15 protein-coding genes and 1 pseudogene are annotated in these 17,384 nt (G+C 52.8%); 11 read left to right on the top strand and 5 right to left on the bottom strand.

Annotated features, from left to right (window positions below; all coding sequences use genetic code 11):
- Nucleotides 1-6 precede the first annotated feature (6 nt).
- Nucleotides 7-558 (bottom strand): annotated as a pseudogene (locus BDK88_RS22465) (transcription initiation factor IIB 2); the annotation flags it as partial.
- Between the two features lie 583 nt (nucleotides 559-1,141).
- Between BDK88_RS22465 and BDK88_RS20910 the strand changes: the two are divergent.
- The 3 genes from BDK88_RS20910 to BDK88_RS20900 all read left to right on the top strand — a co-directional run bounded on the left by BDK88_RS20910 (nucleotide 1,142) and on the right by BDK88_RS20900 (nucleotide 5,105).
- Complete coding sequence (locus BDK88_RS20910; protein ID WP_338143231.1) at nucleotides 1,142-1,777, top strand: vWA domain-containing protein; 636 nt, start codon at nucleotides 1,142-1,144, stop codon at nucleotides 1,775-1,777.
- A gap of 419 nt (nucleotides 1,778-2,196) precedes the next feature.
- A complete protein-coding gene (locus BDK88_RS20905; RefSeq protein WP_130502040.1) occupies nucleotides 2,197-4,401 on the top strand; it encodes a queuine tRNA-ribosyltransferase tRNA-guanine transglycosylase in 2,205 nt (734 codons plus the stop codon).
- A 2-nt stretch (nucleotides 4,402-4,403) separates the two neighbouring features.
- Complete coding sequence (locus BDK88_RS20900) at nucleotides 4,404-5,105, top strand: hypothetical protein (RefSeq protein WP_130502039.1); 702 nt, start codon at nucleotides 4,404-4,406, stop codon at nucleotides 5,103-5,105.
- Nucleotides 5,106-5,132: 27 nt separating this feature from the next.
- Here BDK88_RS20900 and BDK88_RS20895 read toward each other — a convergent pair whose 3' ends face one another.
- The gene (locus BDK88_RS20895; RefSeq protein WP_130502038.1) at nucleotides 5,133-5,819 is read right to left on the bottom strand and encodes a hypothetical protein; all 687 of its coding nucleotides are present in this window, start codon (nucleotides 5,817-5,819) and stop codon (nucleotides 5,133-5,135) included.
- Nucleotides 5,820-6,026: 207 nt separating this feature from the next.
- Here BDK88_RS20895 and BDK88_RS20890 point away from each other — a divergent pair, with 207 nt between their 5' ends.
- Genes BDK88_RS20890 through BDK88_RS20880 form a run of 3 tightly spaced genes read left to right on the top strand, consistent with a single transcriptional unit; the run spans nucleotide 6,027 to nucleotide 9,105 of the window.
- Nucleotides 6,027-7,061: a tRNA-guanine transglycosylase gene (locus tag BDK88_RS20890; RefSeq protein ID WP_165397026.1), complete on the top strand. Its 1,035-nt coding sequence runs from the start codon at nucleotides 6,027-6,029 to the stop codon at nucleotides 7,059-7,061.
- Entirely contained in the window at nucleotides 7,058-7,957 is a 900-nt protein-coding gene (locus BDK88_RS20885; protein ID WP_130502037.1) for a hypothetical protein, read from the top strand. The genes BDK88_RS20890 and BDK88_RS20885 overlap by 4 nt, the downstream gene beginning before the upstream one ends.
- Nucleotides 7,954-9,105 (top strand): BREX system ATP-binding domain-containing protein, encoded by a 1,152-nt coding sequence (locus BDK88_RS20880; protein WP_130502036.1) that lies wholly within the window; start codon nucleotides 7,954-7,956, stop codon nucleotides 9,103-9,105. The genes BDK88_RS20885 and BDK88_RS20880 overlap by 4 nt, the downstream gene beginning before the upstream one ends.
- Nucleotides 9,106-9,165: 60 nt before the next feature.
- On the opposite strand, the gene BDK88_RS20875 is transcribed toward BDK88_RS20880, so the two are convergent.
- A complete protein-coding gene (locus BDK88_RS20875; RefSeq protein ID WP_130502035.1) occupies nucleotides 9,166-9,825 on the bottom strand; it encodes a queuosine precursor transporter in 660 nt (219 codons plus the stop codon).
- A gap of 863 nt (nucleotides 9,826-10,688) precedes the next feature.
- On the opposite strand from BDK88_RS20875, the gene xseA reads away from it, so the two are divergent.
- Both xseA and xseB read left to right on the top strand, forming a co-directional pair.
- Nucleotides 10,689-12,170 carry an exodeoxyribonuclease VII large subunit gene (xseA, locus tag BDK88_RS20870; RefSeq protein ID WP_130502034.1) on the top strand — a complete coding sequence of 494 codons (1,482 nt, stop codon included), beginning with the start codon at nucleotides 10,689-10,691 and terminating at the stop codon, nucleotides 12,168-12,170.
- Nucleotides 12,167-12,367, top strand: coding sequence for an exodeoxyribonuclease VII small subunit (xseB, locus tag BDK88_RS20865; protein WP_130502033.1), 201 nt, complete (start codon nucleotides 12,167-12,169; stop codon nucleotides 12,365-12,367). Before xseA ends, xseB begins: the two co-directional genes overlap by 4 nt.
- Nucleotides 12,368-12,688: 321 nt before the next feature.
- Here xseB and BDK88_RS20860 read toward each other — a convergent pair whose 3' ends face one another.
- Nucleotides 12,689-13,513 (bottom strand): hypothetical protein, encoded by an 825-nt coding sequence (locus BDK88_RS20860; protein WP_130502032.1) that lies wholly within the window; start codon nucleotides 13,511-13,513, stop codon nucleotides 12,689-12,691.
- A gap of 324 nt (nucleotides 13,514-13,837) precedes the next feature.
- On the opposite strand from BDK88_RS20860, the gene BDK88_RS20855 reads away from it, so the two are divergent.
- From BDK88_RS20855 to BDK88_RS20850, 3 genes are all read left to right on the top strand, one after another.
- The gene (locus BDK88_RS20855; protein ID WP_130502031.1) at nucleotides 13,838-14,398 is read left to right on the top strand and encodes an SWIM zinc finger family protein; all 561 of its coding nucleotides are present in this window, start codon (nucleotides 13,838-13,840) and stop codon (nucleotides 14,396-14,398) included.
- Between the two features lie 158 nt (nucleotides 14,399-14,556).
- Nucleotides 14,557-14,721, top strand: coding sequence for a hypothetical protein (locus BDK88_RS21455; protein ID WP_165397025.1), 165 nt, complete (start codon nucleotides 14,557-14,559; stop codon nucleotides 14,719-14,721).
- The gene (locus BDK88_RS20850) at nucleotides 14,721-14,921 is read left to right on the top strand and encodes a hypothetical protein (protein WP_130502030.1); all 201 of its coding nucleotides are present in this window, start codon (nucleotides 14,721-14,723) and stop codon (nucleotides 14,919-14,921) included. The genes BDK88_RS21455 and BDK88_RS20850 overlap by 1 nt, the downstream gene beginning before the upstream one ends.
- Before the next feature lie 1,111 nt (nucleotides 14,922-16,032).
- Here the strand turns inward: BDK88_RS20850 and BDK88_RS20845 are convergent.
- Complete coding sequence (locus tag BDK88_RS20845; RefSeq protein ID WP_130502029.1) at nucleotides 16,033-17,289, bottom strand: orc1/cdc6 family replication initiation protein; 1,257 nt, start codon at nucleotides 17,287-17,289, stop codon at nucleotides 16,033-16,035.
- Nucleotides 17,290-17,384: the final 95 nt, after the last annotated feature.

The raw sequence follows: 17,384 nt of genomic DNA, 5'->3' as shown, positions 1-17,384 counted from the left end.
AGACTCTCGAGCAGCGATCAACAGACACGCACAGACGAACCCCTCGATAGTTCGCCCTCGAACTAGCCCCTCTTCAGAGGCCCGTCTGTAGAGTTGGGCCGCCGTCTCTTGCTCCGGTTCGGGGATGCCGGTGACAGCTCCGACTCGCTGGAGTTCTCCCAGTGCGTATCCGAGTGTCCCGGTTTCGATCGCATTTCCCCAGTGACCGGTCCGTACGCGATTTCGCTGTTTGATTGATAAGACGTTACCATTCCCATCCCGACGCCCCCAGCCGACACCGGAACCAAGACCTCGATCGACGCGAAGTGCCGTTTCTTGGCCACCAGTTTGTCGTTTCGTTTGCCAATCTCGGCTATCAAATACGCGCGCTCGCCGTCGACTCAACGGTGAGTCGTCAATAACCAAACCACAATCTTCGCAAACTCGCTCAACGTCAGCCGCACATGCTATGGCTCCGCCACATTCAGAACAGCGGTCCGCCTTTTCGAGAGCACCCTCAGGACCGAGTTGATTTTCGGACGATACCGCTGGCTTAACGCTGGGTTTGTCGGCGAACATGGTGTAGTGATTGCCGAATTAGCCTCGTTTTTGAGCGAGACCGATTCGGTTGAGGCAGGACCTTTTGGGGTCCGTGACTGTCTACACAGACAGAAGGACTCATATTAATACTTTCGCTTAGCACAGAGCATCTTCAATTTCGATACTCGAAGAGTCGCAGTTTTCTCTGATTGAGTTCTGGTAGTCAATAGTTGGAGCATCTGCTCGTTATCGATCAGTCTTAGGAAAACGGCTCCACAGAATAGGTGGAACCGTTGCCCCGTTCGCCGTTATGCGTCAGGGGCCACCGTTGACCACTGATTCCCTATTGTTCTATGGGAACAGCCCGATCGACGGTGTCGTTTGCCTCTCGGCAATCACTACATGGCGCTATACGCGCCATTTGAAGCGTAGATGCGCTCCGCTATGAACGTTGTGCTACTAGTGATCAGACAAAATTGGTCGAATTCGACTCAGAACAAAGATACCGATCCCTCATCAAACGGCTGTTTCTGAAATAGATACCGAGTGACGGTTTTAGGCATGATCACCGATGGACAGAAGTGTGACAGTTCAATCCGGGTTTCCTGTTTAAATAGAATTGATGACATTCACTCTCTGTATGGAGACACACATTACGTTCGTTCTGGACTCGTCTGGTTCGATGGCAGCGATCGAGGACGACACCAAGGGAGGTTTCAACAGTTTCCTTGAGGAGCAGCGGGATGAACCGGGATCCGCCACGGTAACGTTATACGATTTCAACACAAACGTCAGCCGGGCTTACGAGGGGGAGTCAATCGAAGACGCACCGAAACTTGACGACAACTATACGCCTAGTGGGAGAACGGCACTCCACGATGCTATCGCCACCGCAATCGATGAGACTACTGATTACCTAGCAACTATAGAAGAGTCCAATCGGCCATCGAACGTGATCGTCGTCGTGCTCACCGATGGGAAAGAGAACGCATCCGAAACCACCGAAAACATCGTCCGCGATATAGTCGAACAACGTCGGGAGAAGCACGGTTGGGAGTTCCTGTTCGTCGGCGCCAATCAGGACGCAGCGCTGACTGCCTCAAGTATGGGAATGGATCCAAACCGATCGCTCGACATGGATCACAGCGGAGAAGGTGCCCGGAACGCGTACCAATCGACCTCGGAACGGATCAGTCAAGCCCGCCGAGAAGGATCGACTGGAGGGTATACTGACGAGGATCGACGTAAACAGGACTAACCAGACGGTTCATATTTTCTCATTCAAATTGCGGACCGAAAATCACTCTGTTGCAGAAGGAAACCCACAAGTTCAATCCTGTCTCTTACCCAGATGTTCGCGGTGTTCCAAACAAGCGTTTTAGACGCTCGCAGCTTCGATTTACGACCGAAAACTCGAGGTGAGGGTCGATTCGGGTGGCAATCTCAGCGGAGAGAATGGACGAATGCGGATGTGCGATATCGTCGAAATCGATCCTTACGGCTGTTCAGGCCCGTGAATACCGGGAGTTGTGGTCGTATTCATTGATCCGTTCTCTCACTACAGCGGCTCCATTGTGGGTAAGAGACAGAAGTTCAATCGTGGGTAGCCGACAGCGCGACTCAAGTGGGGAGATTCATATGCGAGAGCGGGCAACCATCTCGTGGTGAATATCATCTGTGAGATTCTACGTCCCTGAATGGGATGATAACGTCGACGCTCACTACGATTTCGAGCACGACGAACATTCTGAGCTCGGGAAAGACGAGCGAGAGTTGCAATATATCTGGGATATCTTTGACTACGAAACGACCCCGATAGACGGCGTTCTCATTTCACGCGAACAAGTTGAGGAGAGTGCAACGAAGTTCGACCAACTCACATCCCACGGCGTCTACAACGAACAATCGGGACTCAACGTGCCCGACTGGCTCCCGACAATCAGCGACTGCGGCGCCTGGGGTTACAAATCGCTCCCGTTTCCCCCCTATGGGAACGACGAGATGCTGGCGTTCTACGACGAACTCGACGTCACGGTCGGCGTGACGATCGATCACCTCGTGCTTAGCTCTGATCACGAAACTCGGCTCTATCTGGATCAGCGTGCGTTCGCCGAGTCTACGCTCACCTCAAGTGACCTTCCTGAAGAATTAACTGACGAAGTCGACGTTATGATCGACGAATGGCCGGCGGAGTGGCCAGAGTACGTTGCCGACCACAACTCGACAATTTTCAATGTCTCGTCAGTCGCCCCATTTGAGCCGGAAGACTTCGAAGGCGAGCCAGCTGCCGTCCTCGAGCGACTCCGAGACGATCCGCGGGCCGTCTATCGAGAAGACGACACGGAGTTCCGGTACCAGCTGACTCTCGACAATGCCGCGGAGATGAAAGACCTCTACGACGCAAACGACTATTCCTTCCGTCTCATGGTTGCGATCCAGGGCTGGGATCCGATGTCGTACGCACAAGCCGCAGATCAGGTACTCGACCTCGGATACCAATATCTCGGGATCGGTGGTGTTGCGGGCACCAATGCCAGCAGAATTCGAGATATCGTCACTGGCGTCGGGAACGCAGTGAAAGAACACGAGCGAGCGCGCAAGACGAGAGTCGACACACACGTGTTCGGCTTCGCAAAAACCGATGCGTTCGACACAGTCGGCCGAACCGGGATGTCGAGTTTCGATAGCGCAAGCATGCTTCGGGCGGCCTGGACCGGCGGCGACAACTATCATCTCGACAGCGAGCAGCGATACGACGCACTTCGTGTTCGATTCGGATCGAACAGGGATCCACTTGACAAGCGAATCCAAACTGCACTCCGTGGGCAAGAACTGCTTCACTCGCTTCGTGCATTTGACGAGGAAGAACCAATCTCACAAGCGATCAAAGAGTGGGCCGCTGAAGCAGAGCAGGCGCTCAACGAACTGGCTCCCTATCTAGAAGCCCATCGACACGACGACGAGTATGATCAACGCCTCCTCCGCGACATTGAGGAGCACTTCCGCGATGACTACGACCACGGTCGCGAGCTGCGGGCGAGTTTCAGCCGCCCCTTCCGGAAAAAGATAATCAAACTGCTCCGAGAAGACGATCCTGAATCGCCGGTCGATTTCGAAGAGTACCAAACATTGATCGACACTGCTCGAGAGCATTTCGAGGGAACGTTCCCGAGAAAGGCGGACAAGATCAAGCAGCGTGAGGAGTATTCAGGAGAGGTTGCGACATTCGATCAGATTTGGCAACTCGTCGAGGATTACGCGTCGTGGATCGGTGACGACAACCTACTCGAGGAGTACAAGACACTGCTTCGAGAGAAGCCGTGGCGGGACTGTGATTGCCGAATCTGCGAGGAATACGGGATCGAAGTCGCGATCTTCCGTGCGAACAATCGCAACCGCCGCCGCGGATTCCATAACACGAAACGGTTCTACGATCAGTTCCGAGAAGCACTGCCGAAAACACTCGTCATAACGCCGGCGACCGATGCGATCACGAAGAACAGTACGGTAGAGGGTTATCTCCTCACTGAACAGACGGACTTCTGGTCCGATGTCCACGATCTACCAGTAGCGGAGATTGGCGTAGTAAGCGGAACTGGCGTTCACGAGTGGTGGGCTGAGCCGCCAGAAACCGTTTCGCACGAGTCGGAAGCTATGGCAGCCTCTGTCGGCGAGTTCTGTGCACGCTACCAGAACGCATTCCTATACGATCCCGAGGAGACGGTTTCGAAGGACGTGATTGAGGCGATTGAACGCAATGGATGCGTTGTCAAATCATATGAGAACACGGAAGAACTTCGAACGGCTGTTCTCGACCGCCTCGGATACGACAGCGAGTTCCTGCCGGAGTTTATGGTACAAAAGGGGCTGATGGAGTTCTGATCATGGACATACTCGTTATCGACCAATGTTCGAACAGCAAGTCGTACCCGGACGAAAGCGCCGTCTTCGACGCAACCGAAATCGACGACACAGGTCTCGATGCGCTTCGTGCTCGTGATGATGCTGTCAGTGTACCGGCACGAAAACTCTACGATGGCCGGCAACAGCAATATGTCAGTGAAGCGGTCGACTCGCTTCGAGCCGATGGCCATACCGTCGATCGGTATTTCATCAGTGCCGGATTCGGGCTCGTTGCAGAGCGTGAGGAACTTCCACCGTACAACGCCACTTTTGCAGAGATGACTGCAAGCGAGATTGACTCACGGTCGGCCTCTCTCGAGATTTCGGAGCGAACACGTGACGCAATCACATCTTCCTCTTATCATATCGTCTTCTTCGCACTCGGGAGCGATTACTATCGTGCCTTGGAGCTGTCCGACGTATTGTCTGCGTTGCCGGCCGACACACTCGGCGTGACGTTCAATCAAGAAGAGGTGGCAGATCAATACGAGAACGTCATCTCGATCCCAGCACGCACCGAACAGGCGAAGGAACAAGGCACGATCGTCGTCGCGCTCAAGGGAAACTACCTCAAAAACTTCGCAAGCCATCTCGCTACCGGTAGTGAACCTGAATCACCTACTGATGTGAAATCGGCATGTCTCTCTGAGCCGACATCGCAGAAAGATCTGACCGATTTCTAGATCTAGGAGGGAGTCATAGAACGGCTCTCACCTTTGTTCCCAAGGACAGGCGAAGGCACCCTGATCTGATATTGATCTTATCTGTACGGAAAAGGATGACTTTGCTTCGTCATCGTCCCTAATATTCAGAAGAATTGGTTCAGGTGCAGAAGCAAGCGTCAACTCCTCAGTCACACTCCCCCAGTCTTCAACCGTAATCTCCATGATATATGTCCCAAACTCGCTGGCGACCGGTACCTTCTGGTCACTGTGTCTCTCTTCGATAGTGAGATCGATCTCTTCTAGAACTGTTCCCTGCGCATCCGTGATCGTTATCGAGATATCCAGTGGTACTTCTGGCACCTCAGACACAGTGAGATACTTCGTTGAATCATACTGTGGCGTTATCTCCTCAAACTGGAGGGTGTAAACACCGTTGTCAACATCTACTTGTGGAGCATAGTACGACCCATCCCGCCCAAGCACCTCTACTCTCGGTCCAGCGACCTGCTGCCATAACAACTCTTCGTTGCTCTCGTACTGACCCCCATGGAATGCCGTATCAACCTCGGTCTTGACATCCTCCGGTAAAATCCTATAATGGAGGACCCTCATGTTACAGTCTTCATACTTCGGTTCGGCGTTCTCATCTCCAGTCCTATTCGGTTCTCCAACACAGCCAGCGACTGTAGCCGTCCCCATGGAGACTGCAGCGAGAAGTGTTCGTCGTTTCATGAGTCTGCCTTCTGGCATAACAGGTAAGTGTTTTCGGGAGTTGAATTGTTCAGTTCTCATACCTAATTATCGGCCAATCAATCAAAGGAGGGAATATAATCAACACTGTGGGAAGAATTCTGGGATACCCTCAGATCTAGTTCCAATATATTATTTCTCATCATAGTCTGAGAATTACCTTAAGGCGACCAGCTGAGCTAAAACCCGATGCTGTACCGGAAACGGGTGCTCGATCTTCCCCATGGAGAACTGCAGACCCCAGTTCTCTTTCCCGTCCGAAATCTCGGGAAGCGATCGAGTGACAACACACCAGAATACGTAGGGACGATCCCGGATCTCCCGACAGCGATGATTAACGCCCGGGCGATCAGGAACCGGGATCCGATGTGGAATCGGCTAACCAATGGAGTCTCGCTGAGAGAAGAGATGGGCGTCCCGAAGGATACGATCGTCTACGCCGATAGTGGCGGATACGATTTCAGTCAAACAGAACCAGACACGACGCCTCGAGAAACACTCGAGACCCAACGGTTGTTCGACGCGGACATCTTCGGCACGGTGGATATCCCCCTCTCGCGGGAAAATCGAGCAGCGGAGAACCAACGCCGAATCGAACAGAGTATCGAACTCGCGTTAGAGGCAAGTGATCACCACGACGGTGACGAACTTCTGCTCGCAAGTGTCCATGGGTATGACCCCGAGACGCTTCGAAACAGCATCCAGTATCTAGAAAGTCGTGGTGATTTTGATGGCTACGCGCTTGGGAGTCTTGTTCCTGTTCGGTCAGATTACGAAAAAGTCACGAAGCTAGTATTGGCCGCGCGCACTGCGACGGACAAACACCTCCACGTCTACGGGCTTGGCGGCCTGGTCTATCAACCGCTCTTGCTGTATCTCGGTGTCGACAGTTTCGACTCATCCGCCTTCATTCGAAGCGCCGGGAATCGAAACTACCTGCTTCCCGGATTCGGCGGCGAAGAACTGTGGAATATCGACGATCTCGAATACCTTCCTTGTCCCTGTCCCGTCTGCGGTTCTCGAACGCTTGATGATATCAGAGACGATCGCGATGCATTGGTCAGACACAATCTCTGGGCCCTGGCAGCGGAGTTACGTCGGTTTCGGTACGTCGCGGCTGCTGGCAAGGATATCGAGAATTATCTCGATCTCAGATTCCAGGGCAACGAGGTGACACAACGGGCGTACAGAATCGCCAAGCAGCAAGTTCGGAGGTTAGCGTGACGTCTGAACGTCCGACAGTCCGTCCCGTTACGCTTGGCCGGCTCACAGAACTGACCCATCTCTGTGAGACAGCAGGGAAAACGACTGACGAGGTCGAAGAGGCGTTGGATATTACACATCGCCGAGCGCGTGAGACGATCCTCGAGACGACTCGGATCGGGCTTCTCGAAGAATACGATGGAGAAGGTGATGAGGACGCGATCTATCGAACAACCCCTGTCGGAGAGGAGTTCCTGAACGCGGTCCGCAACGAAAACTGGGCAAAAGCGGATGAAATCTTAGCCGTTCGAAGTCCACATTATGGCGCCTTCACCGAGTCGTTGTCCGAACTCGAGCCGGTTGGTCCTGACGAGTTGCTCGACCACCTCGAAGAGGCACACGAGTTCTCACCCTATTCGTTCAACCAGACTGGAATCGAGGTCGTTGGCAGTTGGGGTGAGCGACTCGGTGGGATTCAACGAAACGCCTTCACGGGCGACTATTACACCGTCGATCGCGAGACCGTACCGCCGAATTTCCAGTACGTGCTCCTCGAGGTCTACGATGCCCTCGAAGAGACGACTGGTGTCAACCTTCGACAGCGATACCTCTCGATTCCTCGGCTCCGAGAGCGAACCTGTGAGCGGCTTGGATGTCCTCGGGAGGCGTTCGACCGAGGCCTCTCGAAACTCTGCCGGGAGAACGTTGGCAAACTCGAGCTCTCGGGGGCGCCACTAGACACGGAGGCCAAAGATTCAGCACTCGGCATCAAGCAGATCGAACTCACAAACGGCGAATCGCTCGTCTCAACCTCGCAATCGACCCAACAGGTAATGGCCGGTCTCGAACAGTTCGACAAACAGTACTACTACCTCGCAGTGTACGACCGCGACATCACGTTCACACCAGACCCATGAGCGAAGCCTTCGACATCACCGACGAGACGCAAGACTACGACCAGTTCGGACTCACGGGGAACCCGTTCCCGTATAGTCCCGTCCCTGCGGAAGATCCAGAAATTTACTGTGGTCAAGAGCAGGCGACAAACACGATCAGTTCGACAGTCTCAACGACCCTCTCAACGGGGAAGTCGAAACACCTCGTCGTCACTGGAAAGTACGGCAACGGCAAATCGCATACGCTCAAGTATACCCGGTCACTCCTTCGGGATCAAGACGACGTCGTCGTTGGCTACGTTGCCCAGCCGGGAGAGGGATTCGTCGATATCTACCACGAATTCATGTACGACCTCGGTTTCGCTGAGGTACAAGATATCGCGTACGAGTATCTCGCGTCGATCGCTCAGGACGTTACCGAGACGAACCCAGTTGGAGCGAGTGCAATGCGTTCGCTGATCGACGATGGAGATGTGCTTCTCTCCGAGATCGTTCCAGAAGCCATCAAGCGATTGAGTGACGTGACGCAATTCGCAGACTTTGCTCGAGCGATCGTTCATATGGTGTACGAAGATACGAATCTGTACGCCTGGCAGTGGCTCACAGCTGAAGGGATTCGATACGAGCAGCGAAAAGAGATGGAGATCCATACCGCCCTTGACGACGATACAATGGGCGTGCGGGCGTTTACAGCGCTAAAGAACTTGCTGCTCGAGTTAGGGTATACGGCTGTGTTCGTCTTCATCGACGAATTCGAGAGTATCGCCCGGCTTTCGTCCAAAGACGAGCAGGCGACGCTGAACAGCATTCGCCACCTGATGGACCAGAACAGCGATGGACTCTGTCTGTTGTTTGGGTGTGCGCCGGAGGTGTGGCAGGATGTGATGAGTGAATACCACGCGTTCAGCGAACGAATCGGTCAGGAAGTCGCACTTCGACCGCTGACGAACGAGCATCTCCATGAGTTAGTCGAGGAGTATCTTAATCAAGAACGTAGACAGGAAGAATCCGGAGTTCAACCGTTCACAGAGGATGGCTTGGACATGATCTTACAGCGATCCCAAGGGAATATCCGTCAGGTTCTCTCCGTGTGTAGCCGACTTCTTGACGCAGCAGCACGAGAACAGCGGTCAGAGATCACCGCTGAGTTCGTCGAAGAATCGATTTGATTGGTGTCTTTGAGTTCGTACCCCGAGATCACATAGTATTCTTAGTTTCGTACTTTCCTCTCAGGCTTTCTGTTCGACAACTTCCGTCACCGCGTAGAACGGTACGGTGTCAAGGAGTGCAACCAGCAACTTGACCAGATACTGGCCGACGATGATCGAGAGCAGGGCCCATCCCCATGTGGGTTCACCGCCGAGTCCAAGAGTAGGGAAGATCGCAAACCCGAGTGCGATAAACACGACTGTGTCGACACCCTGACTGACTGCCGTTGAGCCACAGTTGCGTATCCATCGATGTCGACCGCCTGTTCGTGACTTGAGATTCGAGAACAGTCGAACATCCAGGTGCTGAGCGATTGCTAACGCCACGACGGACGCTAGAATGATCGACGCTGAGTCACCAAGCGTCGCCACAAATGCCGTTTGTCCATCGTAGAACGGTGCTGTCGGCATCCAAATTGCGACGAAGACCAGCGTATACGCTACAACGAGCGTGATAACAGTCCCGTTGACGACCGACGCCGCGTACTCGCGTCCGTGGTACTCGACAAGCAAGTCTGACGCTAGATAGGCGACACCAAACGCAACGAACCCCGCTGGGACCGCAACACCGCCGATCACAGGTAATTCGACCCATGTCAGTTTCGCCGCTAGTACGTTGGCGAGGACGATCGAGCCCGCGAAAATAGCGGTGAAAATCGCTCGCGTGTCCTCAATTTGCATATAGAACCACCTTTTCAATCAGGGATACCGGTTCGCTCTCGAGCAGTGGAATGCTATTTGAAGAGCCCCTCTCGATTCTCTGGGTCATATTGGTGGAATAGCTTTGGAGAGTATAGTCTTATTGGTTGATTAGTTTAGGTTGTACTCGTCAGAAGTCTGCTCAAAGGTACAGCAGTTCTCTATCAGCGATTCCTATCAATCATTCTTAGTTAGGGTAGCGATCCTCTGAACCCGACTGTCAATACCGAGTGTTTTACCCGAATGATGAATTCCCAGATGTGTGAATAGGTAGCGTCCACACTATCAACATGCGAGCGAGTGCTAACTTACCAGTATCCGTCTCAAAGAGAGGTCAAAAGCTCGGTTGGAATCCCTCTATGGTCGATTGTCACGAGCAGGATTACTTCCGCAGTTGGGGCATTCATTACCTGCTTTCCGTACCTCTCCAATCGTAAGTTCGTACTCACAGTTGTCACACTTGGTCATAACAGGGATATGAATCAGATGTGAGAAAATGCTTGTGTGTAACAGCAGCCCAAAGACACCCCACGACAGCGATCCGGCGCGGTAGCGTCACCCACTTGCTCCGGGGAGATATGCCGACATCTGCGATCAGTATTCAGACCGATGTGATTGACCAACACTACGACGAACGCATGGAACAGGAAAAGATAGCTCTGGTGAATCGCTAGACAGCGTCGACTTGCTCCGTCACAACGAGGAAGTTGAAACGGGAAACGGTGGATGCTCTCTGTCCAAAATCTACCGCATCCCTAGAAAAGTGGCGACATTGGCCAAAAGTGCTTTTGAAAGTGAGTTACTAAAGCAAGTACTTTAGTACCGACACGAGCAGATGCGTCATAATGGGTGTCAACTCGAGTGGTGACGAGGAGACCACAACCACCCTTGAGACGCATCAGGAGACACTCAACACAGACAACATCACGTTCGTCGACGCTCTCAACGACGAAATTAGCACGGTCCTCGAGAATACGTCCGATCTCCAGTACGACTATGTTCTTGGTGATGTCTCTGACTATGGCGTCTCCGGAAACGGACATGCACACTTCGATCTCGTCCACGAGGACTCCACGATCCACTGTGTGATCTTCAGTCATCGGCTCCGTTCGTTCGACATCACGATCGATGACGGGACACACATCGCAGTCAAAGGAGAGCTGTCGTACTACGCAGCAAATGGCAGTGTCTCGCTCATTGTGGAGGACTTTGTCGAAGTCGGAGAGGGAAACTACCAGCAAACGTATCAAGAGAACAAGCGAATCCTCGAGGAGGACGGCCTCTTAAGCGAGAAAACAAAGCAGTCACTCCCAGAGTTCCCTCGCCGGATCGGACTCGTCACAAGCGCAGACAGCGATGCGCGTGAAGATGCCGTCACGAGCATTCACGGCCGCCACCCTGACGTGGATATCGTCATCCACCATACGACTGTCCAGGGTGACGATGCGATGTTGTCGATGATGCGAGCGATCAGTGACCTCGACGATAACGCCCACATCGATGTGATCGTGCTAACCCGTGGTGGCGGTTCAGAAAAGGACCTCCGCGTATTCAACGAGACGCCGCTTTGTCGAGTGATTCACAACACCACAACACCATTCGTTGTCGGTGTCGGCCACGAGAACGATCGGACACTGGCTGACGAGGTCGCAGACAAGCGCGTCATGACGCCGACACACGCAGGCGAGATCGTACCCAAGAAAGAGGATCTCGAAAGCAAACTCGGGGACATCACTGATCAATTGGACCGTGCATACAAACGAACCGTCCAGACCCAACTCGAGTCGAGAGTGGATGACCTGGATACTGCCTATGAACAACAGGTCGACAGCAATCTCGCGACGTTTTCAACAGACCTCGATCGCGCGTTTGAATCGCTCACATCTGAACGGCTCACGGCGCTTGAGACAGAACTCGAGCACGCGCTGGAATCTTTCGAACAGCAAAAAGCCCACGAGAAAGAGAAAGTTCGGGAGCTCACGGGACGATTGAACAGTGCGTACCAGCGGACAGTCCGGACACACCTCGAGGGCACAGAGGAGAGGCTCGATAATGCCTACAAACAGCATGTCACCAGCGAACTCGCTACGTCCTCAGCAGACCTCGACCACGCGTTTGAAGCGGTAACAGCTGAACGGCTCACAACGCTTGAGACAGACCTCGATCACGCACTAGAGTCCTTCGAACAGCAGAAAGTCCACGAAGAAGAGAAAGAAGCAGTTGCGCAAGAGTACAGCGAGTCACAACGCCGGCAGCAGATCACGATCGCCGTACTCGTGATTCTCGTGTTGCTGTTGCTCGGTATCATCCTTCTGCTAAACCTATGAGCGACACACCAGACATCCCAGACGATGCATCGATTTCAGAGAAGACAGAGCGCCTCGAAGAGATTATCGCACAGCTTGAGGATGGAGAGGTCTCCCTCGAGAGAGCAAATGAGCTTCACACGGAAGGAACTCATCTTTTAGAAGAATTAAGGGAAGATCTGGATATTGGCGACGGGGAAATCACTGAAAATCGATAATCTTGTCCAAAATGCCCTCTAAGTAGCCTATTTGAATGAGGATTCTTTCTTCCACCACCATCCATCTATTGTTGGAGTGTAGTGGAATGATGACGTTTGGGTTCTGGTGTACGTCGATTTCATGATATACGTACTATCTGTCAAGGACCTCGGAGTGATCGAATAGATTTATCGGGTGCTGTCCTACTGTAGGAACGCGAGCAATTTGAGTGACCAGAGATAGGCACTGTACTCACAACCATCAAATCACAGACTTTCCTGTCCTCTTCAAGTAACTTCTCTACTTCGATGACAGAAGTATTCACCTACGAGGGACCTCCATTAAGGAGATGTTATTGGGAATCTATAGCCGTAGAGCAACAATCCATAAAGGATTAAAGTCAAGAGAAAGAGAGTTGAGGTCATTGACACTGCATATCCAGAGATGCTAAGTGTATTTGCTAGTCGGAGATCTGGCTCTCGAATCGTCTGATATGTAGAGAATCGCTGAGTAAAGAAAGGGGCTTCTTCTAACTCGCGTTGTCTGTCCCAAAGAGCGTCACGAGAGTCTTTGTAGGAATTTGCTGCAATCGCGAAAGCCAGCATTCCTAGCGATGCGATCATAGCGACGGCCGGTTGAAGCTGGTTTGGCGGGCCAGAGGCAAAGATCGCCACCAATGCGGCAAGTGCGGCAAGTGAGAAATACATTGACCGCAATAATAGCTTGTCCCGATAACGGGCTTCTGAAGAGATTTGCCGATATTCTTCTAACCAAATATCGGCCTCAACTTCGTTCATCATTATCGGAGACATCGTTGGGATCTCAGTGTTAGTGGTCTCGGGCGCTCGTGTTCCCGATTGTGGGAACGCGATCCGTGAACCAAGGGTGTCGGCCCAAGACTGTAATTTTGGAATAGTTGACGATTTTTCTTGTGCCCATATCTTGAATTTTTTATCTGGAGAGGAACCATATAGCCATCCCAGAAAGAGCGAACAGACAAACAACAGAAAGGAAAGTCCGGTAAATACCCAATACTCGCTAACAGGGAAACCGATGGCTATAGCACCAGCAGGAGCGGCGTAGACGACCAGAATTAGAACTGTACAGAAGAGATGTTGATGCTTATGATTGAACTCCGTGGAACCAGATCCGCTCTTTGAGCTCATTATCCTGCTTGTTCTTGTTCAAGCCTTCTGCAAATATCTTTGTGGCCATTGTAATATAATTAACATTAAACACCAACACCATCATATACTATGGATTTCATTCCGGCTGCTGTTGCATATCGCCCAAACTCGGAGATCGGGACCGTTGTATGACTTTATTTCTCAGACTGTCTCTCGGAAGGTCTGTCAGGTAGAGTCCCTATGGTTATCGGATCAAGGATTCTACAGAGTCTGTGTGAGAGGTGTTCTGTGTCAGTCTCATCAAAAGTCAGTTTTCTGCGCCTGAGAGGGAGAGGCGCACACTCGTGTGCCTCGAGGCCACGAATGAGTACAGATCGACCACTCCAGAGCGACTCGCATCGAGACCGACCGACAAACGAGTATACGAGCGACCGTGACCGAAGCTATCCAGGAGACGTTGCCCGACTGAACGGACACGAACTCGTCGCGATCGACGAGTGGCTGCCAGGCACAGAGCCAACACCGTACGAAATCGACCTCACCGATGGCTACGAATATCGGACACGCTACTGGCGCTGCAGGAAATGCGGCCAAGAACGCAACCATCGCGACGAGTTCACCACCCCCTGCGACAACCCCCAGCCACCGACCGCACTCGAGGCAGGTGGCTACTCGATCGACGACCCACGAACGCGCCGTGCACTGAACGAGAAGTTGGACGTCTGCTTTGCGACAGTAGGCTCGATCTATGAAGTCGAGAGTGCGAGCGGGAACACCTACAAGGTCGATATCGAGGCAACAACGTGTACCTGTCCTGATTTCGAGCAGCGCCAGCCAGATGATGGCTGTAAGCATCTTCGGCGTGTCGACCTCGAGATCCGCACGGGACTTGTCCCTGCGCCGGATGGCACGTTCAGCCGCTGACTGTCGAGTGATCTCGTCACTCGAGACGGTTTCTACCCCCCGAAAGGGGCGCGGGGGCTCGAAGGGAGTCCACCGCAGCAACCCATGAGACAAAGAGAGACAGCAATCGCGTCGACAGCCACTGAAACGACCCCGTTCCTGCATCGAGGGATCGACAGATGACCGACGGCGATGAGTGCCGAATGCCGACGTGTTCGGAACCTGCTCGCGATCGAGCAGGGTATGCTGGTCGGTTCTGTTCGGACAGCTGTGAGGTCCGCTACGAGCACCTCCAAGCGGATGCTCGAGATGCCGCAGTGGACGAAGCCGAGGATCAGTACTGATGCTCGAGCAGATCGATCACCGTGGCAAGCGTTTCATGATCGGTGGCGAGGACGTCGTCGACGACGTGGCTCGTGAACGATGTCGGCGGAACGAAATGCTCGAACAACAGACTCAGCGAGAGATCCGTGAACTCGAGCGTGCGAAAGCGGTCGCCGGATCAACGGGTACAAATCCAGATGTTGAGGTACTCGAACGATGATATCGAACATTTCGGGTCTACAGGCAGTATAGAAGAAAGCCCAGAACATGGACTCAGAGGCGATATAATGCCATTTGAAGCACTGGAAGGCGGTTCGTTCAGCGTGGTTCACGTTTGATGCTTGGCGAACTATCAATGAACTAGATTAGTGCTCATCACACCACTGCGAGGGGCTGCCGACAACCACGGTCAAGTTCCGGAACTTGTAACGAGGTTGAGAAATGTCCATCTATAGCTTCGGAAACGGTGGAGGGGGTATTTGGACGAAACAACAATCGCCGATGCAATCTCTTTATTCAATAGTCACGAGACTGACCAATATCAGTGATAGTTGAGTTTTCCGAGTAGAATTATTACTAGAGTTGTTTATACGCTGAACAGGCGCAATACCATGGCCTTCAGGCCGTGGATACGCGCCGTCACTTAGTGACACGTTCCACCGACAACTGCAGAGCCCGAGTTTCCAATCCGTACTCTCAAGTGAGAGGAATCCGTACAAAGTGGCAAGGTCAGGTCGGAACGGAGCGGATTCCGAACGACCTTCGGAGGCGGTCTACCCGCCAACCCAATGAGACAGTATTCGAAACGCCGACGTGGTGAACGCGAATCCTCGAAGGATTCGTCCCTGTGCCCGTCAGCCTGAGCAAGCCCGACGATAACTCCAAGTCTGTTAACGCGTCAACAACTCCCTGCTGGCAAAAACAACAGCTGGGAGTCAACGACGCTGAGGATAGGAGTAACGGCGGTTTGGCACCGTCTTCAGAAATCGAAGATTTCTGATGGGCTGCACGAGAACTCCGTTCTCGTGAACGCCTGTCAGCCACCGGCCACGATGGCTGGGTTAGACGCGAACTCCCGTGAAGTGGCGGCGTCCATGGTTGCAAACCTGAAACTCCCACCGCTCGGGATTCCTCCGCGTTTACGCGGAGGAGGATGTCAAGAAGTGCACTCAAGTACGGCACAGATATACACGAGTTGCCTTTATGAACCACCGCAATTCGTAATGGAGTTCTCTCCGCGATCTCCAGAACTCTTGAGCGAGCCCGGACCCTCCGTCGTTTCCGGAGCTTTCACCGACTACCGAACTGTTCCAATCACCGAAGCCCCAGACTCAATAATCAGAGATATCTGACTGAAGAAGATTGTTGTCATTAGCCATCGACTGAATGATGTCTGCCACCTCTTCAAACCGGTTCGTCGAGAGAAGAACCTCGAGAACTGCGTTTAACGGGACATCAAGCTCATACTCGTGATAACGACCGGCTGAGAGCCCTTCGTTCCGTTCATAGACGTTGATGAGGCCAAGCATATTCATATCTGAAAGGTGATCGCGAACACGCCGTTCGCTCACACTATCAGCATCAAGTCTATCACAGATCTTCACATACCGTTCGTAAAGATCGCGAGATCGGACAGGAACTTCGTTGAGCGCCTGGCGATAAGCGAGTGCACAGAGGACTGCATGCCCCTGTGTCGTGAGTTCTTGCATTCCTTCATAGAGTTGGTTCTTCTCGAGTTCGTCTTGAGCATCCCGGACGTGCTCCTCGGTCACGATATCGGCATCTTCAGCCTGAGCCAGTTCTCCAGCTTCACGAAGCAGACGGATCGCCTGTCGGGCCGATCCAGTGTCCTGAGCGGCAAAGGCTGCACAAAGCGGAACCACGTCTCCATCGAGGATGCCATCATAGAACGCTTTTTCAGCGCGTGGTTCGAGAATCGAGCGCAGTTGGTTCGCGTCGTATGGCGGAAAGAGGATTTCCTTTTCAGCGAGTGTGTCCTTGACCTTCGGCGAGAGATTATCCCGGAACTGGAAGTCATTGCTGATACCGACGATCACAGGGCGAACGTTGCCGACATAACCGTTCGACCGCGCTCGAGGAAGACCATAGAGAATATCATCGGAGTTTCCAATGTTGTCGATCTCGTCGAGGACAATGACAACGGTACCACCGAGTGCATCGAGTTCTTCGTAGAGGATATCAAATACACGTTGCTGGGAATAGCCAGTAGTACTGATGCGGTCTCTGTTCTGGCTTGTACGAAGCTCGTTTACGAGTGCGACTGCGACTTGGTAAGACGAGGACAGGTTCTCACAGCTGACCCAGACGGTTGAGAGATCAACATCGTCGTACTCGGCAGCATCGTTCTCCAAGTGCGATAGCATAAATTTCGTCGCGACGGTTTTTCCCGTTCCCGTCTTTCCGTACAGGAAGATGTTCGATGTCGGACGGTTATCGATGATCGGTTGGAGAGCTCGTTGGTATTTCTCGAGTTCCACGTCTCGTTCACGGATATCCTCAGGCTCATACGAGTCGTCAAGCGGTTCGGCATCCGCGAACACTTGACGATCTCGCTGGAACATCCCCATGAGAGATTACAATACAACATGACATGATAAAGCCACCGCTTCCTTAGCTTCCGAAGCGTCCTAAGCTCAGATACTTATAAAACAACCCCACACCA

This window comes from Natrinema hispanicum (genome assembly GCF_004217335.1).
GTDB classification, from domain to species: Archaea; Halobacteriota; Halobacteria; order Halobacteriales; family Natrialbaceae; genus Natrinema; species Natrinema hispanicum.
The sequence above is the reverse complement of the archived record's forward strand: the minus strand, read 5'-3'. Positions and strand labels throughout refer to the sequence as shown.